General features: G+C 58.0%; 21 protein-coding genes. 8 read left to right on the top strand and 13 right to left on the bottom strand.

What is annotated here, in order from left to right; genetic code table 11:
* Window positions 1–89: 89 nt before the first annotated feature.
* From phoB to ACR0J4_RS00850, 10 genes are all read right to left on the bottom strand, one after another.
* The gene (phoB, locus tag ACR0J4_RS00895; RefSeq protein WP_170373721.1) at window positions 90–779 is read right to left on the bottom strand and encodes a phosphate regulon transcriptional regulator PhoB; all 690 of its coding nucleotides are present in this window, start codon (window positions 777–779) and stop codon (window positions 90–92) included.
* A gap of 12 nt (window positions 780–791) precedes the next feature.
* Window positions 792–1,499, bottom strand: coding sequence for a phosphate signaling complex protein PhoU (gene phoU, locus ACR0J4_RS00890; RefSeq protein WP_170373720.1), 708 nt, complete (start codon window positions 1,497–1,499; stop codon window positions 792–794).
* A 16-nt stretch (window positions 1,500–1,515) separates the two neighbouring features.
* The gene (pstB, locus tag ACR0J4_RS00885; protein ID WP_170373719.1) at window positions 1,516–2,313 is read right to left on the bottom strand and encodes a phosphate ABC transporter ATP-binding protein PstB; all 798 of its coding nucleotides are present in this window, start codon (window positions 2,311–2,313) and stop codon (window positions 1,516–1,518) included.
* Window positions 2,314–2,326: 13 nt separating this feature from the next.
* Window positions 2,327–3,658 carry a phosphate ABC transporter permease PstA gene (pstA, locus tag ACR0J4_RS00880; RefSeq protein ID WP_170641605.1) on the bottom strand — a complete coding sequence of 444 codons (1,332 nt, stop codon included), beginning with the start codon at window positions 3,656–3,658 and terminating at the stop codon, window positions 2,327–2,329.
* Entirely contained in the window at window positions 3,655–5,127 is a 1,473-nt protein-coding gene (pstC, locus tag ACR0J4_RS00875) for a phosphate ABC transporter permease subunit PstC (RefSeq protein ID WP_170638703.1), read from the bottom strand. Before pstC ends, pstA begins: the two co-directional genes overlap by 4 nt.
* An 85-nt stretch (window positions 5,128–5,212) precedes the next feature.
* Complete coding sequence (locus ACR0J4_RS00870) at window positions 5,213–6,253, bottom strand: substrate-binding domain-containing protein (protein ID WP_170641603.1); 1,041 nt, start codon at window positions 6,251–6,253, stop codon at window positions 5,213–5,215.
* Window positions 6,254–6,437: 184 nt separating this feature from the next.
* Entirely contained in the window at window positions 6,438–7,484 is a 1,047-nt protein-coding gene (locus ACR0J4_RS00865) for an ATP-binding protein (protein ID WP_170641601.1), read from the bottom strand.
* Window positions 7,485–7,505: 21 nt separating this feature from the next.
* Window positions 7,506–8,030: a gamma carbonic anhydrase family protein gene (locus ACR0J4_RS00860; protein WP_170641599.1), complete on the bottom strand. Its 525-nt coding sequence runs from the start codon at window positions 8,028–8,030 to the stop codon at window positions 7,506–7,508.
* Window positions 8,027–8,668 carry a guanylate kinase gene (gene gmk / locus ACR0J4_RS00855; protein ID WP_170487126.1) on the bottom strand — a complete coding sequence of 214 codons (642 nt, stop codon included), beginning with the start codon at window positions 8,666–8,668 and terminating at the stop codon, window positions 8,027–8,029. Before gmk ends, ACR0J4_RS00860 begins: the two co-directional genes overlap by 4 nt.
* 17 nt (window positions 8,669–8,685) lie before the next feature.
* Window positions 8,686–9,576: a YicC/YloC family endoribonuclease gene (locus tag ACR0J4_RS00850; protein WP_170641597.1), complete on the bottom strand. Its 891-nt coding sequence runs from the start codon at window positions 9,574–9,576 to the stop codon at window positions 8,686–8,688.
* A gap of 242 nt (window positions 9,577–9,818) precedes the next feature.
* On the opposite strand from ACR0J4_RS00850, the gene ACR0J4_RS00845 reads away from it, so the two are divergent.
* The gene (locus tag ACR0J4_RS00845) at window positions 9,819–10,505 is read left to right on the top strand and encodes a PAS domain-containing protein (protein WP_170548729.1); all 687 of its coding nucleotides are present in this window, start codon (window positions 9,819–9,821) and stop codon (window positions 10,503–10,505) included.
* Window positions 10,506–10,559: 54 nt separating this feature from the next.
* Here the strand turns inward: ACR0J4_RS00845 and ACR0J4_RS00840 are convergent, their stop codons facing one another.
* Entirely contained in the window at window positions 10,560–11,930 is a 1,371-nt protein-coding gene (locus ACR0J4_RS00840; RefSeq protein WP_170548732.1) for a class II 3-deoxy-7-phosphoheptulonate synthase, read from the bottom strand.
* A 168-nt stretch (window positions 11,931–12,098) separates the two neighbouring features.
* Here ACR0J4_RS00840 and ACR0J4_RS00835 point away from each other — a divergent pair, with 168 nt between their 5' ends.
* On the top strand, window positions 12,099–13,103 hold the full coding sequence (locus tag ACR0J4_RS00835; RefSeq protein ID WP_170548735.1) for a GlxA family transcriptional regulator: 1,005 nt from the start codon (window positions 12,099–12,101) through the stop codon (window positions 13,101–13,103).
* A gap of 6 nt (window positions 13,104–13,109) precedes the next feature.
* Here the strand turns inward: ACR0J4_RS00835 and ACR0J4_RS00830 are convergent, their stop codons facing one another.
* A complete protein-coding gene (locus ACR0J4_RS00830; protein ID WP_170641595.1) occupies window positions 13,110–13,616 on the bottom strand; it encodes a GNAT family N-acetyltransferase in 507 nt (168 codons plus the stop codon).
* Between the two features lie 101 nt (window positions 13,617–13,717).
* A complete protein-coding gene (locus tag ACR0J4_RS00825; RefSeq protein WP_170641593.1) occupies window positions 13,718–14,818 on the bottom strand; it encodes a PQQ-dependent sugar dehydrogenase in 1,101 nt (366 codons plus the stop codon).
* Between the two features lie 151 nt (window positions 14,819–14,969).
* Between ACR0J4_RS00825 and ACR0J4_RS00820 the strand changes: the two genes are divergently transcribed.
* The 6 genes from ACR0J4_RS00820 (at window position 14,970) to ACR0J4_RS00795 (ending at window position 20,650) form a co-directional block, all read left to right on the top strand.
* Window positions 14,970–16,151, top strand: coding sequence for an ABC transporter substrate-binding protein (locus ACR0J4_RS00820; protein WP_170641591.1), 1,182 nt, complete (start codon window positions 14,970–14,972; stop codon window positions 16,149–16,151).
* 127 nt (window positions 16,152–16,278) lie between these two features.
* Window positions 16,279–17,067: an ABC transporter ATP-binding protein gene (locus tag ACR0J4_RS00815; protein ID WP_170458187.1), complete on the top strand. Its 789-nt coding sequence runs from the start codon at window positions 16,279–16,281 to the stop codon at window positions 17,065–17,067.
* Window positions 17,064–17,894: an ABC transporter ATP-binding protein gene (locus tag ACR0J4_RS00810; protein WP_170466965.1), complete on the top strand. Its 831-nt coding sequence runs from the start codon at window positions 17,064–17,066 to the stop codon at window positions 17,892–17,894. Before ACR0J4_RS00815 ends, ACR0J4_RS00810 begins: the two co-directional genes overlap by 4 nt.
* A 13-nt stretch (window positions 17,895–17,907) precedes the next feature.
* On the top strand, window positions 17,908–18,330 hold the full coding sequence (locus tag ACR0J4_RS00805; RefSeq protein WP_170641589.1) for a hypothetical protein: 423 nt from the start codon (window positions 17,908–17,910) through the stop codon (window positions 18,328–18,330).
* Window positions 18,330–19,340 carry a branched-chain amino acid ABC transporter permease gene (locus tag ACR0J4_RS00800; protein WP_170638716.1) on the top strand — a complete coding sequence of 337 codons (1,011 nt, stop codon included), beginning with the start codon at window positions 18,330–18,332 and terminating at the stop codon, window positions 19,338–19,340. Before ACR0J4_RS00805 ends, ACR0J4_RS00800 begins: the two co-directional genes overlap by 1 nt.
* Complete coding sequence (locus ACR0J4_RS00795; RefSeq protein WP_170548748.1) at window positions 19,337–20,650, top strand: branched-chain amino acid ABC transporter permease; 1,314 nt, start codon at window positions 19,337–19,339, stop codon at window positions 20,648–20,650. Before ACR0J4_RS00800 ends, ACR0J4_RS00795 begins: the two co-directional genes overlap by 4 nt.
* Window positions 20,651–20,654 lie beyond the last annotated feature (4 nt).

Here is a 20,654-nt window from a genome sequence, read left to right as displayed (position 1 = left end):
ACGTGGCACTTCGAGGAAAAACAGCAAGAGTTTGACACCCGATTATGAGTAAATGTCATAGGTAGGGGGATACGCACCCCCTTCCCTTTCTATCCCAAGGCGTACCCTGCCCCGCGCACGGTCCGCACCGGATCATTCCCGCCATGCTGGGTCAGCGCCTTGCGCAAACGGCCGATATGCACATCGACCGTACGGGTGTCGACATAGATGTCGCGGCCCCAGACCCGGTCCAGCAATTGCTCACGGCTCCAGACCCGGCCGGGTTTTTCCATGAAGGTGCTGAGAAGGCGGAATTCGGTCGGACCCAGTTTCAGCGAATGACTGCCACGGCTGACCTTGTGAGTTTCGGAATCCAGTATGATATCGTCGAATTCCAGACGAATACCCACCGTGGCTGGGCGTACGCGGCGCAATTGGGTGCGCACGCGAGCCATGAGTTCCACGACTGAGTACGGCTTGACCACATAGTCATCTGCACCGGTCTCAAGGCCACGCACCTTGTCGACCTCTTCCGACCGCGCCGAGAGCATAATGATCGGAATAGAGCGGGTGTCTGGCCGTGTTTTCAGGCGTCGGCAGACCTCGATCCCGCTGAGATTGGGCATCATCCAGTCCAGAACGATGATGTCTGGGCTGTCCTCGTCTACCAACAACAGCGCCTCGTCACCGCTGGCGGCTTTCGAGACGCGAAAGCCTTCGGCCTCGAGGTTGTAGGCCAGCACTTCACGCTGGGCGAGCTCATCTTCGACCACCAGAACCGTTGGTTGATCTGCAGACATGGGAGGCGTCTCCTAGACGGTTTGCGACGTTGTGTCGGCCTTGGGGCGCGACTCGGTCGGGCGCTCGCCGGTGACCAGATACACAACCTGTTCGGCAATCGCGGTCACGTGGTCGCCCATGCGCTCGATGTTCTTTGCGATGAAATGCAGGTGCATGCAGGACGAAATGCTGCGCGGATCCTCGGCCATGAAGGTCAGGAATTCGCGGAACAGGCCGTTATACATCTGGTCCACCTCTTCATCGCGGTCGATGACATCGGCGGCCAGTTCGGCATCCCGTTGAATATAGGCATCCAGCGCGTCGCGCAGCATGACCTCAACTTCGCGCGCCATCCGGCGCAGCGCCGAGGCACTGCCGTTGATCTCGCCCGAGTTCACCAGCACAGTGGTCCGCTTGGCGATATTCTTGGAATAGTCGCCGATCCTTTCAAGGTTGGCTGAGACCTTCAGCACCGAAAGCACCAAACGCAGGTCGCTGGCCGTCGGTGCGCGCAGGGCGATCAGGCGGGCGGTTTCCTCGTTGATGATATCCTCGAGCGCGTCGATGGCCTTGTCGCCCTGACGCACCTGCTGGGCCAGTTCCTCGTCCCGTGTTTCCAGCGAGCGGGCGGCGCCCATGATCGCGGCTTCGACCAGACCGCCCATCTTCATGATATGTGCCTGGATCGCTTCGAGATCGCGGTCGAAGACAGAGGCAATATGTTGTTCTGAATCGTTCATTTCGGAATACCTGTGCTCAGCCGATCCGGCCGGTGATGTAGCTTTCGGTGCGCGGGTCCACCGGGTTGGTGAAAATCTGTCCTGTTTCGCCGAACTCGACCAGGTTACCTAAGTGGAAAAAGGCTGTTTTCTGGCTGACACGCGCGGCCTGCTGCATCGAGTGGGTCACGATGACCACCGAATACTGAGCGCGAAGTTCGTCAATCAACTCTTCGACCTGAGCAGTCGCAATCGGGTCCAGTGCCGAGCAAGGCTCGTCCATCAGAAGAACTTCGGGTTCTGTCGCCACCGCGCGCGCAATGCACAAGCGCTGCTGCTGACCGCCAGACAGGCCGGTGCCCGGAGCGTCCAGACGATCCTTGACCTCTTCCCAGATCGCACCGCGACGCAGGGATTTCTCGACGATCTCATCCAGTTCCGCTTTGTTCTTGGCAAGACCGTGAATGCGCGGGCCATAGGCCACATTGTCATAGATCGACTTCGGGAACGGGTTGGGTTTCTGGAACACCATCCCGACCTTGGCGCGCAGTTGAACCGGATCAACGCGTTTGTCGTAGATGTCTTCGCCGTCCAGTTTAAAGCTGCCTTCAACCCGCGCAACATCAATTGTGTCGTTCATCCGGTTCAAACAGCGCAGGAACGTGGATTTACCGCAGCCCGACGGACCGATGAAGGCTGTGACAGTCTTGTCTTCGATATCGACATTCACATCTTTGATGGCGTGAGTGTCACCGTAAAAGACTTGGCAGTCCCGGCACTCCAGCTTGATTTCATTGGTATCCACTTGTCTCTCCACTCGTGACATGTCGTTCATGGGTCTGCCCTTCTTACCAGCGGCGTTCAAAGCGGCGGCGCAGAATGATTGCGATGATGTTCATTGTCAGCAGGAAAATCAAAAGGATGATGATCCCGCCCCAAGCTTTTTCGTAGAACCCAACGTCTGCGCGCGCAGCCCAAGTGTAAATCTGAGCAGGCATGGCTGAGTTTGGTTCAGTGAACCCGGCAAGGAATCCGTCTGGGTAGCCGCGGGCAACAAAGCCCACCATCCCGATCAGCAACAGCGGAGCGGTTTCTCCCAGCGCCTGCGCCAGACCAATGATTGTGCCGGTCAGGATACCGGGCGCGGCCAGCGGCAGAACGTGATGGAACACCGCCTGCATTTTGGAAGCCCCTACCCCAAGTGCGGCATCACGGATCGACGGCGGAACTGCTTTCAGCGACGCCCGGGTCGAGATGATGATCGTCGGCAAGGTCATCAAGGTCAGCACCAGGCCACCGACCAGCGGGGCCGATTGCGGTAGGTGCATGAATTGAATGAAGACAGCCAGACCAAGGATACCAAACACGATCGAAGGAACCGCAGCCAGGTTCGAGATATTGACCTCAATCAGATCGGTGAACCTGTTTTGCGGCGCGAATTCTTCCAGATAGATCGACGCGGCTACGCCAATTGGCAGCGAAAGCGCAAGAACCACCAGCATCATGAAGAACGAACCCACAACCGAAGCACCGATGCCGGCGCCGCCAGGGTTGTCCACGCCCGAGTCTGCCCCGGTGATGAACGGCCAGTTGAAAACCTGTTTGATGATACCCGCTTCCTTAAGTGCGTCGACCAGATCCAGATCGCTTTTCTGGAGGAAGCGGCTATCTTGCATGGTGTCGCGCGACACCCGGCCCTTAAAGTATCCATCAACGCGGCTTGAGGCCGCTAGATCAAACTCGATAGGCTCGCTCAGTTTGTCCGGGTTTTCTGCGTAGAATGTTCGAATGGTTCCGCCAACTTTACCCAGCAGACGCTCGATTGCCGCTTCGTCGAAATCGACTTGGAGACCACTTTCGTCGAGCTCTTTGTTAAGGGCTGCAATGAACAGGTCCGAATAGGCTTTGGTCTTGAACAGCGTGCTTTCAGCCTCTTCCTGCTCTTGCTGGGTCAAGGTGAAGTCAACGCTGACAACAGTCCGGGTGAAGGCTGGAATACCCTCGGACAGGATCGATGCGAACAGGACGATCAGGAAGAACAGACCGGTCGCAATCGCGACGATACCATAGGCACGGAAGCGTTTTTCTGCCTTGGCGCGCTTGCGGGTCCGCGCATCATACGCAGTCAGGGAGACAGCTTGGCGACCCGTTTCTGGGTTTTGCATGCTTGCGTCGGTCATTCGTACTGCTCCCGGTACTTGCGCACGATGTAAAGGGCAAAGACGTTCAGGCCCAGCGTGACGACGAACAGTGTCATGCCAAGCGCAAAGGCAACCAGCGCTTCCGGCGAGGCAAAGTCTGCGTCGCCGGTCAGCTGGCTTACGATTTTTGCGGTGACGGTTGTCATCGCCTCAAACGGGTTCAGGCTAAGCCGAGCGGCTGCCCCTGCCCCGAGAACCACGATCATGGTCTCACCAATAGCGCGCGAGGCTGCCAGCAGGATCGCACCCACGATGCCCGGTAGCGCGGCAGGCAGAACCACCTGACGAATGGTCTCGGACTGCGTAGCGCCCAGGCCGTAGGACCCGTCACGCATCGCTTGTGGCACGGCGTTGATGATATCGTCGGACAGCGACGACACAAAGGGGATCAGCATGATGCCCATCACCAGACCGGCTGTCATCACGGCCGTACCCGCCTTCATCCAGCCCAATCCGTTGTCACCAAAGACGTCCAACAAAAGAGGACCGACGGTCAGCAGGGCGAACAAGCCGTATACGATGGTTGGAATGCCCGCCAGAACCTCCAGCAACGGCTTGGCAACAGAGCGCACAGCGGGCGATGCATATTCGCTGAGGTAAATCGCGGCAAACAGCCCAATCGGCACAGCCACCAGCAGAGCAACGATAGAGATATAGAGCGTGCCCCAAAGCAGCGGGATGATCCCAAGTTCCGACAACCCGCCCCGGCCCGAAAAGCTGGGCGACCAGGTCAGGCCAAAAAAGAACTCTGGCGCTGGGTAAAGCTTGAAAAACTCCCACGTATTGAAAACCAGAGACAGAACAATGCCAACAGTGGTCAGAATAGCAATCGAGGCCGCCGCTAGGAGCAGAAAGCGCACACCCTGCTCAACAACGTTGCGGGCGCGATAGTCCGCCTTGGTTTGCATCCAGCCTGCCCCGGCACCAATCAGCGCCACCACCAGAACCACGACGGTCATGATTCCATATCCGGTTGCATTCAACGCGCGATGGCTTTGTGCCGCGTTTAACACCGGTTGGGTGATATCGGATGTAACCACCTGACCCGCATCTTTCAAATTCTGAGTCACTTCGGTCAGATCGGCTTGGGGGTCACTAGCGGCTGCTTCGGTCATATTCCCCTGCGATACAGCTGCTTGCAGGCCGCTTGCCGTGCGACGCACCTCGGCCATGACCAAGCTAAGGGAAGAACCCTCTTTGACGCTTGTATCGGGGATCATGCCCGAGACCTTCGAGTTCACATACAACGGCTGAACCAGCAGCCAGATAATGAGAAGGCCAAAAGCCGGGACAATCGTCTTCAAAAGAACATTTGCGCCGTAATAGGCTGGCAGCGAATGCAAGTCTCGCGGTTCGCCTCCTGCGCTTTGAATTGCGCGGGCCCGTCCCAGAACATAGCCGAGCACAGCGATCGCCAAAACGATCAGAACAAGCCAAAATATCGGCATCATATCCCCACTATTCTTGACTGGGCTATAGTCGCAGAAAGGGACGGCGAGATCCGCCGCCCCAAACATTCATCCATAGATCGGCTTAGCTGCCCGAACCCATGGTCACTTCGTTGTTGATCGCTTCCTGAGTTTTTGCCAGCTCAGGGTCGGCAACCAGACCATAGTTGGCCAGCGGGCTCGACGGGCCAGCGATTTCGTCAGCGACGAAGAACTGAGCGTATTCTTTCAGACCAGGGATCACGCCGATGTGGGCTTTCTTCACGTAGAAGAACAGCGGACGCGATACAGGGTATTCACCGGTCGAGATGGTCTCGGTCGATGGTGCGATACCCGACATGGTCGCAACTTTCAGCTTGTCGGTGTTGTTCTCGTAGAACGCCAGACCGAAGACGCCGATGCCGTTCGGGTTGGTGTCGATACGGGCCAGGGTCTCGGTATAGTCACCGTCGATGTCGACCGATTTGCCATCGGTGCGAACAGCCAAGCATGCATCTTCCGCGTCATCCTCGCTCATGCCGCCAGCGATCATCGCTTCCATGGCGCCAGTTGCTTCACAGCCGATCAGCAGAACTTTTTCTTCGAACACTTCACGGGTGCCGTGCTTGGTGCCGGGGATGAAGCCTGCGATTTCAACGTCAGGCAGGTCGCCGTTGAACTCGGCCCAAGTGTTGTATGGGTTGTCGACGATCTCGCCGTCTTTCAGAACCTTTGCGCCCAGAGCGTTGAAGATGTCCGAAGGCTCAAACGCGTTGAAGGCAGGGCCAGACTGCTGGCTTGCAAAGACGATGCCATCGTAACCAATACGGACTTCCATGATGTCGGTCACGCCGTTTTCGGCACAGGCTTTGATTTCTTTCTCACGGATAGCGCGCGACGCGTTTGCAACGTCGATGGTGTTCTCGCCAACGCCTTCGCAGAAACGTTTCAGGCCGGCCGACGAACCACCCGATTCAACAACCGGTGTCGGGAATTCGGTGTTCTCACCAAACAGCTCTGCGACGATCGATGCGTAAGGCAGAACGGTTGACGAACCAGCAACCTGAACGTTGTCACGAGCTACAGCAGTGGTTGCCGAAACGGCAGCAATTGCCAGCGCAGATGCCGACAGTTTTACAAAGGACATCTCAGTCTCCTTGAGAATTGGGTTTTTGATCACCCCCATGATGATCTTGCGCGAACCACTAGGCCCCGTGCGTAAGGCTTTTGTGACAGGTACGTAACAGTTTTATGACAAGCCGGGTTTTTCTTGCGTCCTGATGTCATAAAACTTTTGGCACGGCCATGATGGATTTACGGAAACTCGCCCATCAGCGCGGCAAAATCACTGTAAAAACAGTGCCTTTTCCTAAATCGCTTTCCACCCGAAGGCGCCCTCGGTGACGGTTAACGATATGCTTCACAATCGCGAGTCCAAGCCCGGTTCCGCCCAATTGGCGCGATCTATGACTGTCGGCGCGATAGAACCGCTCCGTGAGTCGCGGAAGATGAACGGAATCAATGCCAGGCCCCCGATCGATGATCTGCACCCGAACCGCCGGACCTCGCATGGCCGTATCCCTCTCTGAGGTGGTCACGCGCAACTCGACACTGCCGCCGCTGCCGCCATATTTGATGCCGTTCTCGACCAGGTTGGTAAACACCTGACGCAACTGATCGCTGTCACCGGTCATGGTCACCGGATCCTCAGGCGCATCAAGCGTCAGCACCACCTCGGCATCATCGGCCAGAGGGCGCATAGAGTTCAGTGTGGATTGCAGCAGACCTGTCAGTTCCACTTCCTCTTTCGGGCGCACGCGTTCCTCGCTTTCCACCCGGTTGAGCGACAGCAGATCGCCGACAAGGCGGTTCATGCGGTTTGCCTCATCCGTCATGATCTGCAGAAATCGCTCACGCGCGGCGTCGTCATCTCGGGCCGGACCCCGCAGGGTTTCGATGAAGCCCATTAAGGCGGTTAGAGGCGTGCGGAGTTCATGACTGACATTGGCGACGAAATCGCGACGCATCTGGCTGGCTTGTTCCAGATGCGTGATGTCCTGAAAGATCGTGAGCACCGCTCCGCCCGACACCGCGCCGATCCCGTTCATATAGCGGCAAATCACCTCGAAGGTCGTATCCTGCGCGCCATCATTTGAAAGGTGCCGCGTTTTGGCCGGACCCTTGCTGCGGAGGCTTTGTTCAATCGCCTCAATGACCTGAGGCTGCCTGAGGATCGTCGCAAAGTGGCGGCCCGTGATGTTCTGGCTTAGCAGGGTTTTGGCGTCGGTATTGGCGGCGATGATCCGTTCGGTTTGGTCGACCAGAAGCGCGGGCATCGGAATGGCCGACACGTATTCTTCCAGAAGGTTTTCAGCCATGTCTGATTGATTTCCTGCCACTTAAGCCAACGGTTTCAGGGTGTCCCTGAATTTGCGCATGTTCTGCTGATAGTGCAGCGCGCTGAGCGTGATCCGCTGGGCCGCGGCCTCATCCAGCTGGCGAACCACCTTACCCGGAAACCCCATGACAAGCGAGTTGTCGGGGATCTCTTTGTTTTCCGTGATCAGCGCCCCTGCTCCGATCAGGCAGTTCTTGCCGATCTTAGCCCCGTTCAGAATGATCGCCCCCATTCCAATCAGAGAGTTCTCCCCGATCGTGCAGCCATGCAGCATAACCTTATGTCCGATTGTGCAATTCGCCCCGATGGTCAGCGGAAAACCCGCGTCGATATGCATGACGCAGTTCTCTTGCACATTGCTGCCCGCGCCGACGCGGATTTCTTCGTGATCCGCCCGGATCGTGCAGCCAAACCAGACCGAGGCGCCCTCTTCCAGCACCACCTTGCCGATCAGATTGGCGTCCGGTGCGACCCAAGTGTCTTCGTGGATCCGGGGCGTGTGATCTCCCAGCGCGTAGATCGTCATGACTGCTCCTCGAATTCCATCTGCAGGGTGCGGACGTGGTTTTGCAGTTTCGGTTGCTGAATACGACGCATACGTTCGGCGCTGACGATGGTCTTCAGCTTTTCCTCTGTCGAATCCAGATCGTCATTCACCAGCACATAGTCATAATATCCCCAGTGGCTGATCTCATCCCAGCTTTTCAGCATGCGCTTGCCGATCACATCAGCGCTGTCCTGAGCCCGGCTTTCCAATCTGCGACGCAATTCGGGGATCGAAGGCGGCAGGATGAAGATCGACAGCGCGTGTTTGCCGAGGTCCGAGTTGCGGATCTGCACCTCGCCCTGCCAGTCCACGTCGAACAAGACATCCTTGCCGGATTCGATGGACTCGCGCACCGGGCCGGCGGGTGAGCCATAGAAGTTGCCGAAGACATGAGCGTGTTCCAGCATTTGCCCATCGGCCACCTGCTGTTTGAACTCGTCTTCCGACAAGAAGTAGTATTCGCGGCCATGTTCCTCACCCGGACGTGGTTCGCGGGTTGTGGCCGAGATCGAGAATTCGAGGTCGGTGTCCCAGGCCATCAATCTGCGGGCCAAGGTGGATTTACCCGCGCCCGAAGGGGAGGACAGGATGATAAGGAGGCCGCGGCGATCTGCCATGTCAGTTCTTCCTACTGTTATTCAACGTTTTGTACCTGCTCGCGCATCTGGTCGATCACCGCTTTCAACTCCAACCCGACCGAGGTCAGATCAGCGCTTTGCGCCTTGGAGCAAAGGGTGTTGGCCTCGCGGTTGAACTCCTGCATCAGGAAATCCAACTTGCGGCCAACGGCGCCATCCTGCGCCAGAAGGTCCCGCGCGGCGGTGACATGGGCGCTGAGACGGTCGATTTCTTCGGTTATATCTGCCTTGACGGCGATCAGGGCGAGTTCTTGCGCCACTCTCTCAGGTTCGACCCCTTGGGCGTTGTCCAGCACGCGGGCGAGGTTTTCGCGCAGCGCCTCGGCCATCTTGTCCTTGCGCTGTTTGGCCAGTTCGGCGGCCTTCGCGGTTAACTCCGCGACCTGATCCAGTTGAGACGCCAGGATCGCGGCCAGAGCTTCGCCCTCGGTCTGACGCATGTCGAGAAACGCCGCCAAGAGTGGAGTGAATTCGGTAGTCATCTGCGCGACCAGCGGCGCCGGATCGTCGGCCTCGGCACCTGCATCCAGCATGCCTTTGAGGGTCAGTAGGTCACTCGCCTTGGAGGGGGCCAGTGCAATCCCCCTTGCCTCGGCCATGGCCTGTGTCTGTTGCAAGGCATCCAAGGCCGCCGACATGGCAATCGAATTTAACGCCAGATCCGGCTGGGATTCGTCCCGGCTGATCCGCAACGACAGGGTTACATTGCCCCGGCTCAGCGATTTGGACAGAACGGCCCGCAACGCGGCCTCAAGCCCTGTCAGCCAGTCGGGCACGCGAATGCGTATGTCCAGCCCCTTGCCGTTCACGCTGCGCAGCTCCCATGTCCAGCTATGGGGGCCGAACTCTCCCTTGCCCGAGGCGAACCCGGTCATGGATTTGATCATCACTGCCCTTTCCATCGCTGTCAGTCTTCGTGTCTGCCGCACCTAATGCCATTGCCCGGTGCAGGGCAAGAGTTTGCTGAGACCGCCTCTGTCCGACAGAAGTTAACCATTCGTTAAAGAATTACTCCAAAATTGACTCAACCCGTGTCAATCATGTCTCTAGCTCGGTCGTTCGGCCGAAAATGCCTCCGATATGTTGCATTTTATGAAAATGACGGTGATTAGGCGCTAGGGTGATGAAAATGAAAACCTTTTTTGGGACTGGCTCGAAGTCCAAACTTGGAAAGATTGTCGCAATGGATCGCTTTGACAGCGGGCGCAGCCTCTCACCGATCCGTCAGGCCGAAGCCTACTGGACCGCGTTGCTTGACGGCAATGGGGTGCCCATGCGGTCGCAGATTGATCCGCGCGGGCTTGAGAATATCCTGGAATATACCTTCATCCTTGAGCGGATTGCTCCCGGTCTGGCCCGGTTTCGCCTCGCGGGCAGCCACCTGAACAAGCTGGCCGGGATGGAAGTGCGCGGCATGCCTCTGACCGCGTTTTTCGACCCCGAGGCGCGTAAGACCGCCACGAATGTTCTGGAGCAGGTCTTCGCCAACCCAGCCATTGCCGAATTGGATATGGTGTCGAGCGGCGCGTTCGGGAGCGCCCGGATGCAGGCGCGTATGCTGCTTTTGCCGCTGAAAAGCGATCTGGGAGATGTCAGCCGCGTCATGGGCGTCATGGTCAGTGACGGCGCGATCGGAGCGACCCCGCGCCGCTTCTCGATCCAAGACACTCGGATCAAGCCGGTTAGCGAGGTTCAGGCCCCGGCCAAGCCAAAGCTGGAAGTCACAGACGGTTTTGCTGAGGGCTTTGCCGAGGACGAGGCAGAGTTCAAGCGCCCCAAAGGGCACCTCAGGCTGGTTGCATCGCGCGACGACTGACCCAAAGAAAAACGGCGGGCCAAGGACCCGCCGTTTTCTTTGATTGTTCGAACCTTAGCTTGCTTCGCGCTTGGTGCGGTCGCGGCGCAGGTTGGTCAGTTCTTCGGCGACGAGGAAGGCCAGCTCCAGCGATTGCGACGCGTTCAGACGCGGGTCGCACGCAGTGTGGTACCGGTCCGAGAGGTCTTCTTCGGTCACGGCACGTACGCCACCTGTGCATTCAGTGACGTCCAGACCGGTCATCTCGAAATGCACACCGCCGGGGATGGTACCTTCTGCCTGATGAACGCCAAAGAAGTCGCGCACTTCGCGCAGGACCGAATCGAACGGGCGGGTTTTGTACCCGGTGGCCGATTTGATCGTGTTGCCGTGCATCGGGTCGCAGACCCAAGTGACCTTGGCACCCTCTTCCTTGACTGCTTTCACCAGACGCGGCAGATGCTCACCCGCCTTGCCTGCACCGAAGCGAGCGATCAGTGTTAGGCGACCCTCTTCGTTTTCGGGGTTCAGCTTGGCCATCAGAACCTTGAGGTCTTCGGCGGTGGTCGTCGGACCACATTTCAGACCAATCGGGTTCTGAACGCCACGGCAGAATTCCACATGTGCGCCGTCGGGTTGACGGGTGCGGTCGCCGATCCAGATCATGTGACCCGAGCCTGCCAACCAGTTGCCCGATGTCGAATCCAGACGCGTCAGCGCCTCTTCATATTCCAGCAGCAGCCCTTCGTGGCTGGTATAGAACTCAACGGTCGAGAACTCATGCGTTGTTTCGGCGGTGATGCCTGCCGCGCCCATGAAGTCGATCGTGTCCTGAATGCGGTCGGCGATCTCGGAGTATTTCTGAACGTCCTGTTCATCCGTGAAGCCCAGAGTCCAGGAATGCACGCGGCTCATGTCGGCGAAACCACCGGTCGAGAACGCACGTAGCAGGTTCAGCGTGGCGGCTGCCTGCGTGTAGGCCTGCAGCATCTTGGACGGATTCGGAATCCGCGCCTCGGGTGTGAAGTCCAACTCGTTGATAATGTCACCGCGGTAGCTGGGCAGCTCAACGCCATCCACAACTTCGGTCGGTGCGCTGCGCGGTTTGGCAAACTGGCCGGCCATGCGGCCCACTTTGACCACCGGCACTTTGGCGCCATAGGTCAGAACCATCGCCATTTGCAGCATCACTTTGAACGTGTCACGGATCGCATCCGCGCTGAATTGTTCAAAGCTTTCAGCACAATCCCCGCCCTGCAACAGGAAAGCCTCGCCGCGACCGGCGGCACCCAAATGTTGCTTGAGACGCCGCGCCTCACCGGCAAAGACCAGCGGGGGATACTGCGAAAGCTGCGCCTCGACTTTGGCCAGCGCGGCCGCGTCGGTATAGTCTGGCATCTGAACCCGGGGCTTGTTGCGCCAGTTCGATTTTTGCCATTCGGTCATAGCCTTGATCTCCGCTGATAGTATTCAGGTGGTCTCTATACAAAAAGCCGGGAAGAGAGACCATATCCGATTTGCGGCTCTTGACGTCGTAAACAAGCTTTGATCATGGTATCTGTCAAATCATGCGCGCCCAAGGCGCATCGGCCACCGAATCAAGGACAAAAACCCATGCAAGAACAACGCCAAGTTGTCAAAGTCGACGGTAACGTCGACAAGCCGATCAATTTTGTATTCGTCTTATTGGATGGATTTTCGCTTTTGTCCTTTGCGTCGGCTCTGGACAGCCTGCGCATTGCCAATCGGATGGCTGATAAGCCTGTCTATACATGGTCTTTGATCGGTGAAGGTGGCGATACAATTACCTGTTCGGCAGGTACGACTTTCAAGCTGGATCAGGACCTGATCGAGCTGCAGCGCGATGACATCGTTCTGATCTGTGGCGGGGTCGAGGTAAAAACCGCAACCACCAAGAAGATCCTGAACTGGATGCGGCGCGAGGCCCGCAAAGGGCTGCGGATCGGTGGCTTGTGTACGGCTGCCTATTCGCTTGCCAAGGCGGGGCTGCTGGAGGGTAAGCGAGCGACCATCCACTGGGAAAACTCGGACAGCTTCATTGAAGAGTTCGACAATGTGGAACTGACCAAATCCGTGTTTCAGGTCGACGGCAACCGGATGACCACCGCGGGGGGCACCTCATCCATTGATCTTATGCTGAAACTGATCGCGAATGACTATGGCGAGGGTCTGGCCAGCGCCGTGGCCGATCAGATGATCTATTCTTCGATCCGCACAGATCAGGACACACAGCGCTTGTCTACGCCCACCCGAATTGGGGTCCGGCATCCAAAGCTGAGCCAGGTCATTCTGATGATGGAAAAGAACATTGAAGAGCCGATCTCGCCTTCGATTCTGGCCAAGGATGTCGGCATGTCGACCCGTCAACTGGAGCGTCTGTTCCGTCGCTACCTGAGCCGCTCACCCAAGCGGTACTACATGGAGTTGCGTTTGCACAAAGCCCGCAACCTGCTGATGCAGACGGATATGAGCGTGATCAACGTAGCTCTGGCCTGCGGATTTGCCTCTCCGAGCCATTTCTCGAAATGCTACCGGGCGCATTACAACACCACGCCTTACCGTGAGCGTGGGGCTCAATCGGGGCGGCTGTCCGTCTGACGCGGGCTAAAGAGTTTTTGCAAAATAGTGCAGATGGGGCCTGAGCATGGGCTGATCCAGATAGGTCGTCGTCTCAATGGGTTCGGACAGTTCGACAAATCCCAGTTTCGGATACAGGTCCCTCATTTCGACATTCGGAGTAAGTGTGTCAGCCACAAGGCGTTTTAACCCCAGTGTGCGGGCCGCCTCCTCTCGGGCTTGTATCATGGCACGCCCCGCACCTGTGCCGCGCGCGGTTTCGGTCACGAACACGCGTTTCAATTCGCCGGTGTCCTGATCCAGCCGTTTCATCATGCCACAGCCGATGATCTTACCCGTGCTGTCTCGCGTCAGAACCAGGCACCCGTTTGGCGGCAGATAGTCCTCTGAGTGTGCCCAAAACTCGGCCAGCGCGCTTTGCGGCGCAGCCGGATGGATGTCAAACCCCATGGCCGTCATGCGCTCAACGATCAACGCATAATATTGGGACAGGATGCCGTTCAACTCACCCTGATCTGGCAGCCTGTCACACATTTCAATCGAAAAGTCGCACAATGGACCGTACCCTCAGATGGTTTCTTAGCGCAGAATCAAGCTCGGTTTCTGGACATCAGTCAAGGAGGGCGAGCACTGATCTACCTATCCGGGGAAAGCCGGAAAACCGCTCCATTGCCTACGGAAATGAACCAGATCGACCCGTCCGGGGCCTCAACGATGTCCCGGACCCGCTCTGTTTCGGGGCCTTTGATTTGTTCGACCTCGCGCAACGGGTTGCCGTCCAGCCGGGAGATATAGTCAAACTTCAGCGATCCCACGAAGATGTCGCCTTTCCATTCCGGCCAGAGCGCACCGGAATAGACCATCAAGCCCGAGGGCGCGATGGAGGGGTCCCAATAGTGGCGCGGCTGTTCCATCCCTTCTTTGGCAGTGCCTTCGCCTATCGCCTTGCCCGAGTAGTGCTTGCCATAAGAAATGACGGGCCAACCGTAGTTCAGCCCCGGTTGCAAGAGGTTGACCTCATCCCCTCCGCGCGCGCCATGTTCAGACGTCCAAAGACGCCCCTGAGCATCCAGATCGGCACCCTGAGGGTTGCGGTGACCGTAGGACCAGATCTCGGGCCGAATATTCGCCTGCCCGACAAACGGGTTGTCTGCAGGAACCGAGCCATCCCGATTAATGCGGATAATCGACCCGATAGTGTTTGAGCGGTCCTGAGCCTGCGGTCGATCCCCCCGATCCCCGATGGTGACAAACAAACTGCCGTCTTCCGCCTCAACCACCCGGGAGCCAAAGTGACGCCCGCCCGAGCCTCCCGGCGTGGCCTCGAACAGGATACGCGTGTTGGTCAGGCGTTTGCCGTTCTCCGACAGTCGCGCGACGGCCAGCGCGGTGCCAGCTCCAGTGCTCTGAGGTTTCGAGAAGGTCAGAAAAACCTCGCGCGTCTGTGGGAAGTCCCTCGCGATGGTCACGTCCAGCAAGCCGCCCTGCCCTCTGGCGGCCACTTTCGGAACCCCCTTCACTTTTTGAGGTTTCCCGTCCGACACATAAAGCACATCGCCATCCCGTTCGGTCACCAAAAACGATCCATCGGGTAGGATGCCTACAGCCCAGGGCGCATCCAGTCCCTCGATCATCGGCTCGATCTGAACCGGACCTTGGGATGTCTCAAGCTCCTCAGCGCAGGCAAGACCTGCGCTGATCATCAAGGCAAGAATCGCAAAGGCTCTGTGCGTCATGGGTCTTCCTTTCGGACTGACAGCGTTATCACCATGAGAACAAATAGGATTATGGAGCGCAAAAACACGATTGCGTTAGGACTTTTCTTTTCCGGATTGCTTGCCTAGGGTCATGCGCAGAACGAATACGTTCACAATAGGGAGTAACCATATGAAAAAGCTGCTGACTGCAACTGCAGCCTCCGCTCTGCTGGCGGGTACCGCAATGGCCGAAGACGTCAAGCTGGGCGTTCTGTTCGGCTTTACCGGCCCGATTGAATCGCTGGCGCCTGCTATGGGTTCCGGCGCCGAGATGGCGATGGCCGAAGTCACCGAATCCGGCAAGCTACTAGACGGAGCAACCGTGACCGCAACACGCGCGGATACCGGTTGTATCGACAACGGCCTGTCCACGTCGAACGGCGAGCGCATGATCGCAGACGGTGTTGCTGGCATCATCGGCGGTGACTGCTCGGGCGTCACCGGCGCGATCCTGCAGAACGTCGCGATTCCGAATGGCATGGTGATGATCTCGCCATCGGCCACCTCGCCCGGTCTGTCGACCATGGAAGACAACGGCCTGTTCTTCCGCACCGCGCCGTCGGATGCGCGTGAAGGTCAGGTGATGGCCGACATCCTGAACGATCGCGGCATCAGCTCGATCGCTCTGACCTACACCAACAACGACTACGGCAAGGGTCTGGCGGATGCGATCCAGTCGTCGTTCGAGGCCTCGGGTGGCGAAGTCACCATCGTCGCAGCGCACGAAGACGGGAAGGCCGACTACTCAGCTGAAGTTGGCGCGCTGGCCTCAGCCGGTGGCGACATTCTGGTCGTTGCAGGGTATCTGGACCAAGGTGGTCTGGGCATCATCCAGTCGGCTCTGGACAGCGGAGCGTTCGACACGTTCGGTCTGCCCGGCGGCATGATCGGAGACTCGCTGCCTGCCAATGTCGGTCCGGACCTGAACGGCTCGTTCGGTCAGATCGCCGGTTCGGGTGGTGAAGGTGCTGAGAAGTACTTTGCCATGGCCGAAGCGGTGGGTTTCGACGGCTCGTCGCCCTACTCGCCTGAATCCTATGACGCTGCTGCCTTGTTCATGCTGGCCATGCAGGCCGCAGGTTCGACCAACCCGGCGGACTATGGCTCCAAGATCATGGACGTCGCCAACGAACCTGGTGAGAAGATCTACCCGGGTGAACTGGCCAAGGGTCTGGAACTGCTCGCTGCCGGTCAGGAGATCGACTATGTCGGTGCCTCCGGTGTTGAGTTGATCGGCCCCGGTGAAAGCGCGGGATCCTACCGTGAGATCGAAGTTACCGACGGCGAGAACAAAACCGTCAACTTCCGTTGATCCAAGGTTAACAGTCATAAAAACAAGCAGCCCGGGCCTTGTGTCCGGGCTGTTTCAATGACAAAAGCCCGCACCATTCGTACAGGGATGTGGCAACAACGCCGGAAAACGGCGGCTAGGGGAAAAGATGATCGTCGTCGAAGACGTGCATAAGCATTTCGGCGGGTTTCATGCGGTGGACGGGGCATCGCTGGAAATCCAAAAGGGCTCGATCACCGGTCTGATCGGACCGAACGGGGCCGGAAAAACCACTTTGTTCAATGTGATCGCGGGTGTCTTGCCGCCGACCAGCGGCAAGGTGGTGATGGATGGTGAGGATATCACCGGCCTGCCCCCGCATGAGCTGTTTCACAAGGGCCTGCTGCGTACCTTCCAGATCGCGCATGAGTTCTCGTCAATGACCTGCCGCGAGAACCTGATGATGGTGCCCGGCGCGCAATCCGGGGAATCGCTTTGGAACACATGGTTCGGTCGCAAACGGATTGCTGATGAGGAACGCGCGCTTCGGGCCAAGGCTGATGAGGTACTGGAGTTCCTGACAATCGAGCATCTGGCCGACCATAAGGCGGGTCAGGTCTCGGGTGGACAGAAGAAGTTGCTGGAGCTTGGTCGCACCATGATGGTCGACGCCAAGATCGTGTTTCTGGATGAGGTTGGCGCGGGTGTGAACCGTACCCTGCTGATGACCATTGGCGACACGATCCTGCGTCTGAACAAGGAACGGGGCTATACTTTCGTCGTCATCGAGCATGACATGGATTTCATCGGCAAAATCTGCGATCCGGTCATCTGTATGGCCGAGGGCAAGGTGCTGGCCGAGGGAACCCTGGACGAGATCAAAGCCAATGAACACGTGATCGAGGCCTATCTGGGCACCGGCCTGAAAAACAAAGACAAGCTGGAGGCCGGGGCGTGAGCGATAATCCTTATCACGACGACAAAGGCAACAAGGACGCGTCGATCACGAACACGCATGGCGTCGGCACCATGACCCCGGCCCATCGCAAAAGCGGCGCGACACAAAAGGTCGATGGTGGGCCATTTCTGATCGGCGACACGATGACGGGTGGCTACGGCAAGGGGCCGGACATTCTGCACGACTGCACCATCGCCGTCGACCGGGGTGAGATTGCGGTCATCGTCGGGCCCAATGGTGCGGGCAAGTCCACTGCGATGAAGGCCGTATTCGGCATGCTGGATGTGCGCTCGGGCGCGGTTCGGTTGGACGGCGAGGATATCACCGCGCTTACGCCGCAGGATCGGGTAATGCGTGGGATGGGTTTTGTGCCGCAGACTTCAAACATCTTCACCTCGATGACGGTGGAAGAGAACCTTGAGATGGGTGCCTTTATCCGCCGAGACGATTTCTCGGACACGATGGAGCAGGTCTATGAGCTGTTCCCCATCCTGCGCGACAAACGCCATCAGGCGGCCGGAGAACTGTCAGGCGGTCAGCGCCAGCAGGTCGCCGTGGGCCGCGCTTTGATGACTCAGCCGAAAGTGCTGATGCTGGATGAACCGACTGCCGGTGTTTCGCCCATCGTGATGGATGAGTTGTTTGATCGGATCATCGAGGTCTCGCGCACCGGGTTGCCGATCCTGATGGTCGAACAGAATGCCCGTCAGGCCTTGGAGATCGCGGACAAGGGATATGTGCTGGTTCAGGGGCGGAACGCCTATACCGGTACGGGCAAGGAACTTCTGGCCGATCCCGAAGTGCGTAAGAGTTTCTTGGGGGGGTGAGGTGAGGTCCGCAATGACGATCGCATTTGCCTCAATGTGCAGTACGGCTTGGGCGGCGCCATGCATTCTACAAGAGGCCTGCGCAGGCGTGCAAAACTGTGAAGGTGGGGAACTCATGCTTGAGCTGTTAGGCACCCCGCCCGAGCTTATAGAAAGTAACTATGGTGACTTTTCAGTCGATCAGATCGCCAAGGCCGGTGATATCACCTCCAAAATTGGCTTGTCTGATGGGCAAGAGTGGACGGCCGTTTCACGAAGCGACTTGCTGATGGCGTTCCGGATCGAAGACGAAAAACATGAGTATATGTATGTGACCAAGACTTCGACCACCGATCTAACCGTGACCTTATTAACCCAACCGCTGCGTTATGCCGACTATACGAAAGCTAACAACGGACGACGCGCGTTCTCTGGTAAATGCGAGCAGGAGTTTTAATGGACTTCCTCAACGCCCTTGTGGCGCTTTCCAACTTCGTCCTTGTTCCCGCAATCGCCTATGGCAGCCAGTTGGCGCTGGGGGCTTTAGGGGTGACGCTGATCTATGGCATCCTACGGTTCTCGAACTTTGCTCATGGCGACACCATGGCCTTTGGCGCTATGATCGCGGTTTTGGTCACGTGGGGCTTGCAAGCCGCAGGGGTCAGTTTCGGGCCGTTGCCGACGGCTCTGCTTGCCCTGCCCTTTGCCATTCTGGGCTGTATCGTTCTGGTGCTGATCACCGACCGGCTGGTCTATCGCTTCTACCGGGAACAAAAGGCCAAACCTGTTATTCTGGTGATCGTGTCCATGGGCGTGATGTTCATCATGAATGGTATCGTCCGCTTCATCATCGGGCCAGACGATCAGCGGTTCTCGGACGGCGCGCGGTTTCTGATCAAGGCGCGGGATTTCAAGGAATGGACCGGGCTGAACGAAGGGCTCGCGATCAAGACCTCTCAGGCCATCACGGTCGTTGTGGCGGTGATCGCTGTGGCCGCCCTGTTCTGGTTCCTGAACAAAACCCGCACCGGCAAATCAATGCGCGCCTATTCGGATAATGAGGATCTTGCGCTGCTGTCCGGCATCAACCCCGAACGCGTGGTGATGATCACCTGGATCATCGTGGCCGCACTGGCGACCACGGCGGGCGTGCTTTATGGCCTCGACAAGAGCTTCAAGCCCTTTGTCTATTTCCAGCTTCTGCTACCGATCTTTGCCTCAGCCATCGTCGGAGGTTTGGGCAACCCTCTGGGCGCCATCGCGGGTGGCTTCATCATCGCGTTTTCCGAGGTGACTATCACATACGCTTGGAAGAAGGTGCTGACCTATCTGGCTCCGGAAAATCTGGAACCGTCGGGATTGGTGCAGTTCCTCTCTACCGATTACAAATTCGCCGTCAGCTTTGCCATCCTGCTGATCGTGCTTCTGTTTAAGCCCACGGGCCTGTTCAAAGGAAAATCGGTATGAGCGAGGTCACCAAGAACACCCTGCTTTTCGTCACAGTTGGCGCGCTGATCCTTTTGACCGGGTTCACGCAAAGCTGGAACGCGGCGATCCTGATCCTGAACATGGGGCTGATCTCGGCCATCATGTCGATCGGTGTGAACCTGCAATGGGGCTTTGCGGGCCTCTTCAACGTTGGCGTCATGGGCTTTGTGGCTTTGGGCGGGCTGGCGGTTGTCCTGATCTCGACCCCACCAACGCCCGGAGCATGGTCCGAAGGCGGCTATGGCGTCATTCTGGCGCTTCTTTTGGGGGCCGCGACAGTTGTTGCAACCGTCATGGTTGCGCAGAAGATGCCCAAGGGACGCGCACGGACGCTGGCTATCGTCGGAATCCTCATCGTCGGTTTCTTTGTTTACCGTGCGATCTTTGACCCGAACGTCGCGGCGATCGAGGCAATTGATCCGGCCGTTGCCGGCAATATTGGCGGTCTGAACCTGCCGGTCTTGCTTGCCTGGCCTGCCGGAGGGTTACTGGCCGCAGGGGCCGCATGGCTGATCGGCAAGACGGCTCTGGGTTTGCGTTCGGACTATTTGGCGATTGCGACCCTTGGTATTGCCGAGATCATCATTGCCGTCATGAAGAACGAGGACTGGCTGGCCCGTGGTGTCAAGAACGTCTACGGCATCCCGCGCCCTTCACCCGTGGTCGGCTATGAGGTTGAGCTGCAGCAAGACCCCTCGTTCCTTGCGCGGGCGGACTGGCTGGGGCTTGATCCGGTGATCGCCTCGACCCTTTCGGTCAAGCTGGGCTATTCGCTGCTGTTCCTGATCGTTCTGCTGGTGCTGCTGTGGATGGCGCAGATGGCGCTGAAAAGCCCATGGGGCCGGATGATGCGCGCCATTCGCGACAATGAGGTTGCGGCTGAGGCGATGGGCAAGGACGTCACCCGCCGCCACCTGCAGATCTTTGTTCTTGGCTCTGCCATTTGCGGTATCGCGGGCGCGATGATGACCACGCTGGACGGTCAGCTGACGCCGGGTACCTACAACCCCCTGCGATTTACATTCCTTGTCTGGGTGATGGTGATCGTCGGTGGGTCGGGCAACAATTTTGGCGCTGTGCTGGGTGCGTTCCTGATCTGGTTCCTGTGGGTCCAGGTCGAGCCGATGGGCCTGTGGCTGATGAACCTGATTACCTCGGGCATGCCAGATGGAAGTGCGCTGAAGGCGCATCTGATCGAAAGTGCTGCGCATATGCGGTTGTTTACTATGGGACTGGTCTTGCTGATTGTCCTCAGATTCAGCCCCCGAGGGCTGATCCCCGAGAAATAGACGC

This window comes from Ruegeria sp. B10, assembly GCF_056539825.1.
This window is presented reverse-complemented; position numbering and strand designations above follow the sequence as displayed.

What these genes read in the sequence shown, in the direction of transcription:
- gmk (WP_170487126.1), bottom strand. Translation starts at nt 8,668, where the DNA reads ATGGCAGATCGCCGCGGCCTCCTTATCATCCTGTCCTCCCCTTCGGGC.
- ACR0J4_RS00820 (WP_170641591.1), top strand. Translation starts at nt 14,970, where the DNA reads ATGAAAAAGCTGCTGACTGCAACTGCAGCCTCCGCTCTGCTGGCGGGT.
- ACR0J4_RS00795 (WP_170548748.1), top strand. Translation starts at nt 19,337, where the DNA reads ATGAGCGAGGTCACCAAGAACACCCTGCTTTTCGTCACAGTTGGCGCG.
- ACR0J4_RS00870 (WP_170641603.1), bottom strand. Translation starts at nt 6,253, where the DNA reads ATGTCCTTTGTAAAACTGTCGGCATCTGCGCTGGCAATTGCTGCCGTT.
- pstB (WP_170373719.1), bottom strand. Translation starts at nt 2,313, where the DNA reads ATGAACGACATGTCACGAGTGGAGAGACAAGTGGATACCAATGAAATC.
- phoB (WP_170373721.1), bottom strand. Translation starts at nt 779, where the DNA reads ATGTCTGCAGATCAACCAACGGTTCTGGTGGTCGAAGATGAGCTCGCC.
- ACR0J4_RS00860 (WP_170641599.1), bottom strand. Translation starts at nt 8,030, where the DNA reads ATGACGATCTACGCGCTGGGAGATCACACGCCCCGGATCCACGAAGAC.
- ACR0J4_RS00835 (WP_170548735.1), top strand. Translation starts at nt 12,099, where the DNA reads ATGCAAGAACAACGCCAAGTTGTCAAAGTCGACGGTAACGTCGACAAG.
- ACR0J4_RS00830 (WP_170641595.1), bottom strand. Translation starts at nt 13,616, where the DNA reads ATGTGTGACAGGCTGCCAGATCAGGGTGAGTTGAACGGCATCCTGTCC.
- pstC (WP_170638703.1), bottom strand. Translation starts at nt 5,127, where the DNA reads ATGCCGATATTTTGGCTTGTTCTGATCGTTTTGGCGATCGCTGTGCTC.
- ACR0J4_RS00840 (WP_170548732.1), bottom strand. Translation starts at nt 11,930, where the DNA reads ATGACCGAATGGCAAAAATCGAACTGGCGCAACAAGCCCCGGGTTCAG.
- ACR0J4_RS00825 (WP_170641593.1), bottom strand. Translation starts at nt 14,818, where the DNA reads ATGACGCACAGAGCCTTTGCGATTCTTGCCTTGATGATCAGCGCAGGT.
- ACR0J4_RS00815 (WP_170458187.1), top strand. Translation starts at nt 16,279, where the DNA reads ATGATCGTCGTCGAAGACGTGCATAAGCATTTCGGCGGGTTTCATGCG.
- ACR0J4_RS00850 (WP_170641597.1), bottom strand. Translation starts at nt 9,576, where the DNA reads ATGATCAAATCCATGACCGGGTTCGCCTCGGGCAAGGGAGAGTTCGGC.
- ACR0J4_RS00845 (WP_170548729.1), top strand. Translation starts at nt 9,819, where the DNA reads ATGAAAACCTTTTTTGGGACTGGCTCGAAGTCCAAACTTGGAAAGATT.
- ACR0J4_RS00800 (WP_170638716.1), top strand. Translation starts at nt 18,330, where the DNA reads ATGGACTTCCTCAACGCCCTTGTGGCGCTTTCCAACTTCGTCCTTGTT.
- ACR0J4_RS00805 (WP_170641589.1), top strand. Translation starts at nt 17,908, where the DNA reads ATGACGATCGCATTTGCCTCAATGTGCAGTACGGCTTGGGCGGCGCCA.
- pstA (WP_170641605.1), bottom strand. Translation starts at nt 3,658, where the DNA reads ATGACCGACGCAAGCATGCAAAACCCAGAAACGGGTCGCCAAGCTGTC.
- ACR0J4_RS00865 (WP_170641601.1), bottom strand. Translation starts at nt 7,484, where the DNA reads ATGGCTGAAAACCTTCTGGAAGAATACGTGTCGGCCATTCCGATGCCC.
- phoU (WP_170373720.1), bottom strand. Translation starts at nt 1,499, where the DNA reads ATGAACGATTCAGAACAACATATTGCCTCTGTCTTCGACCGCGATCTC.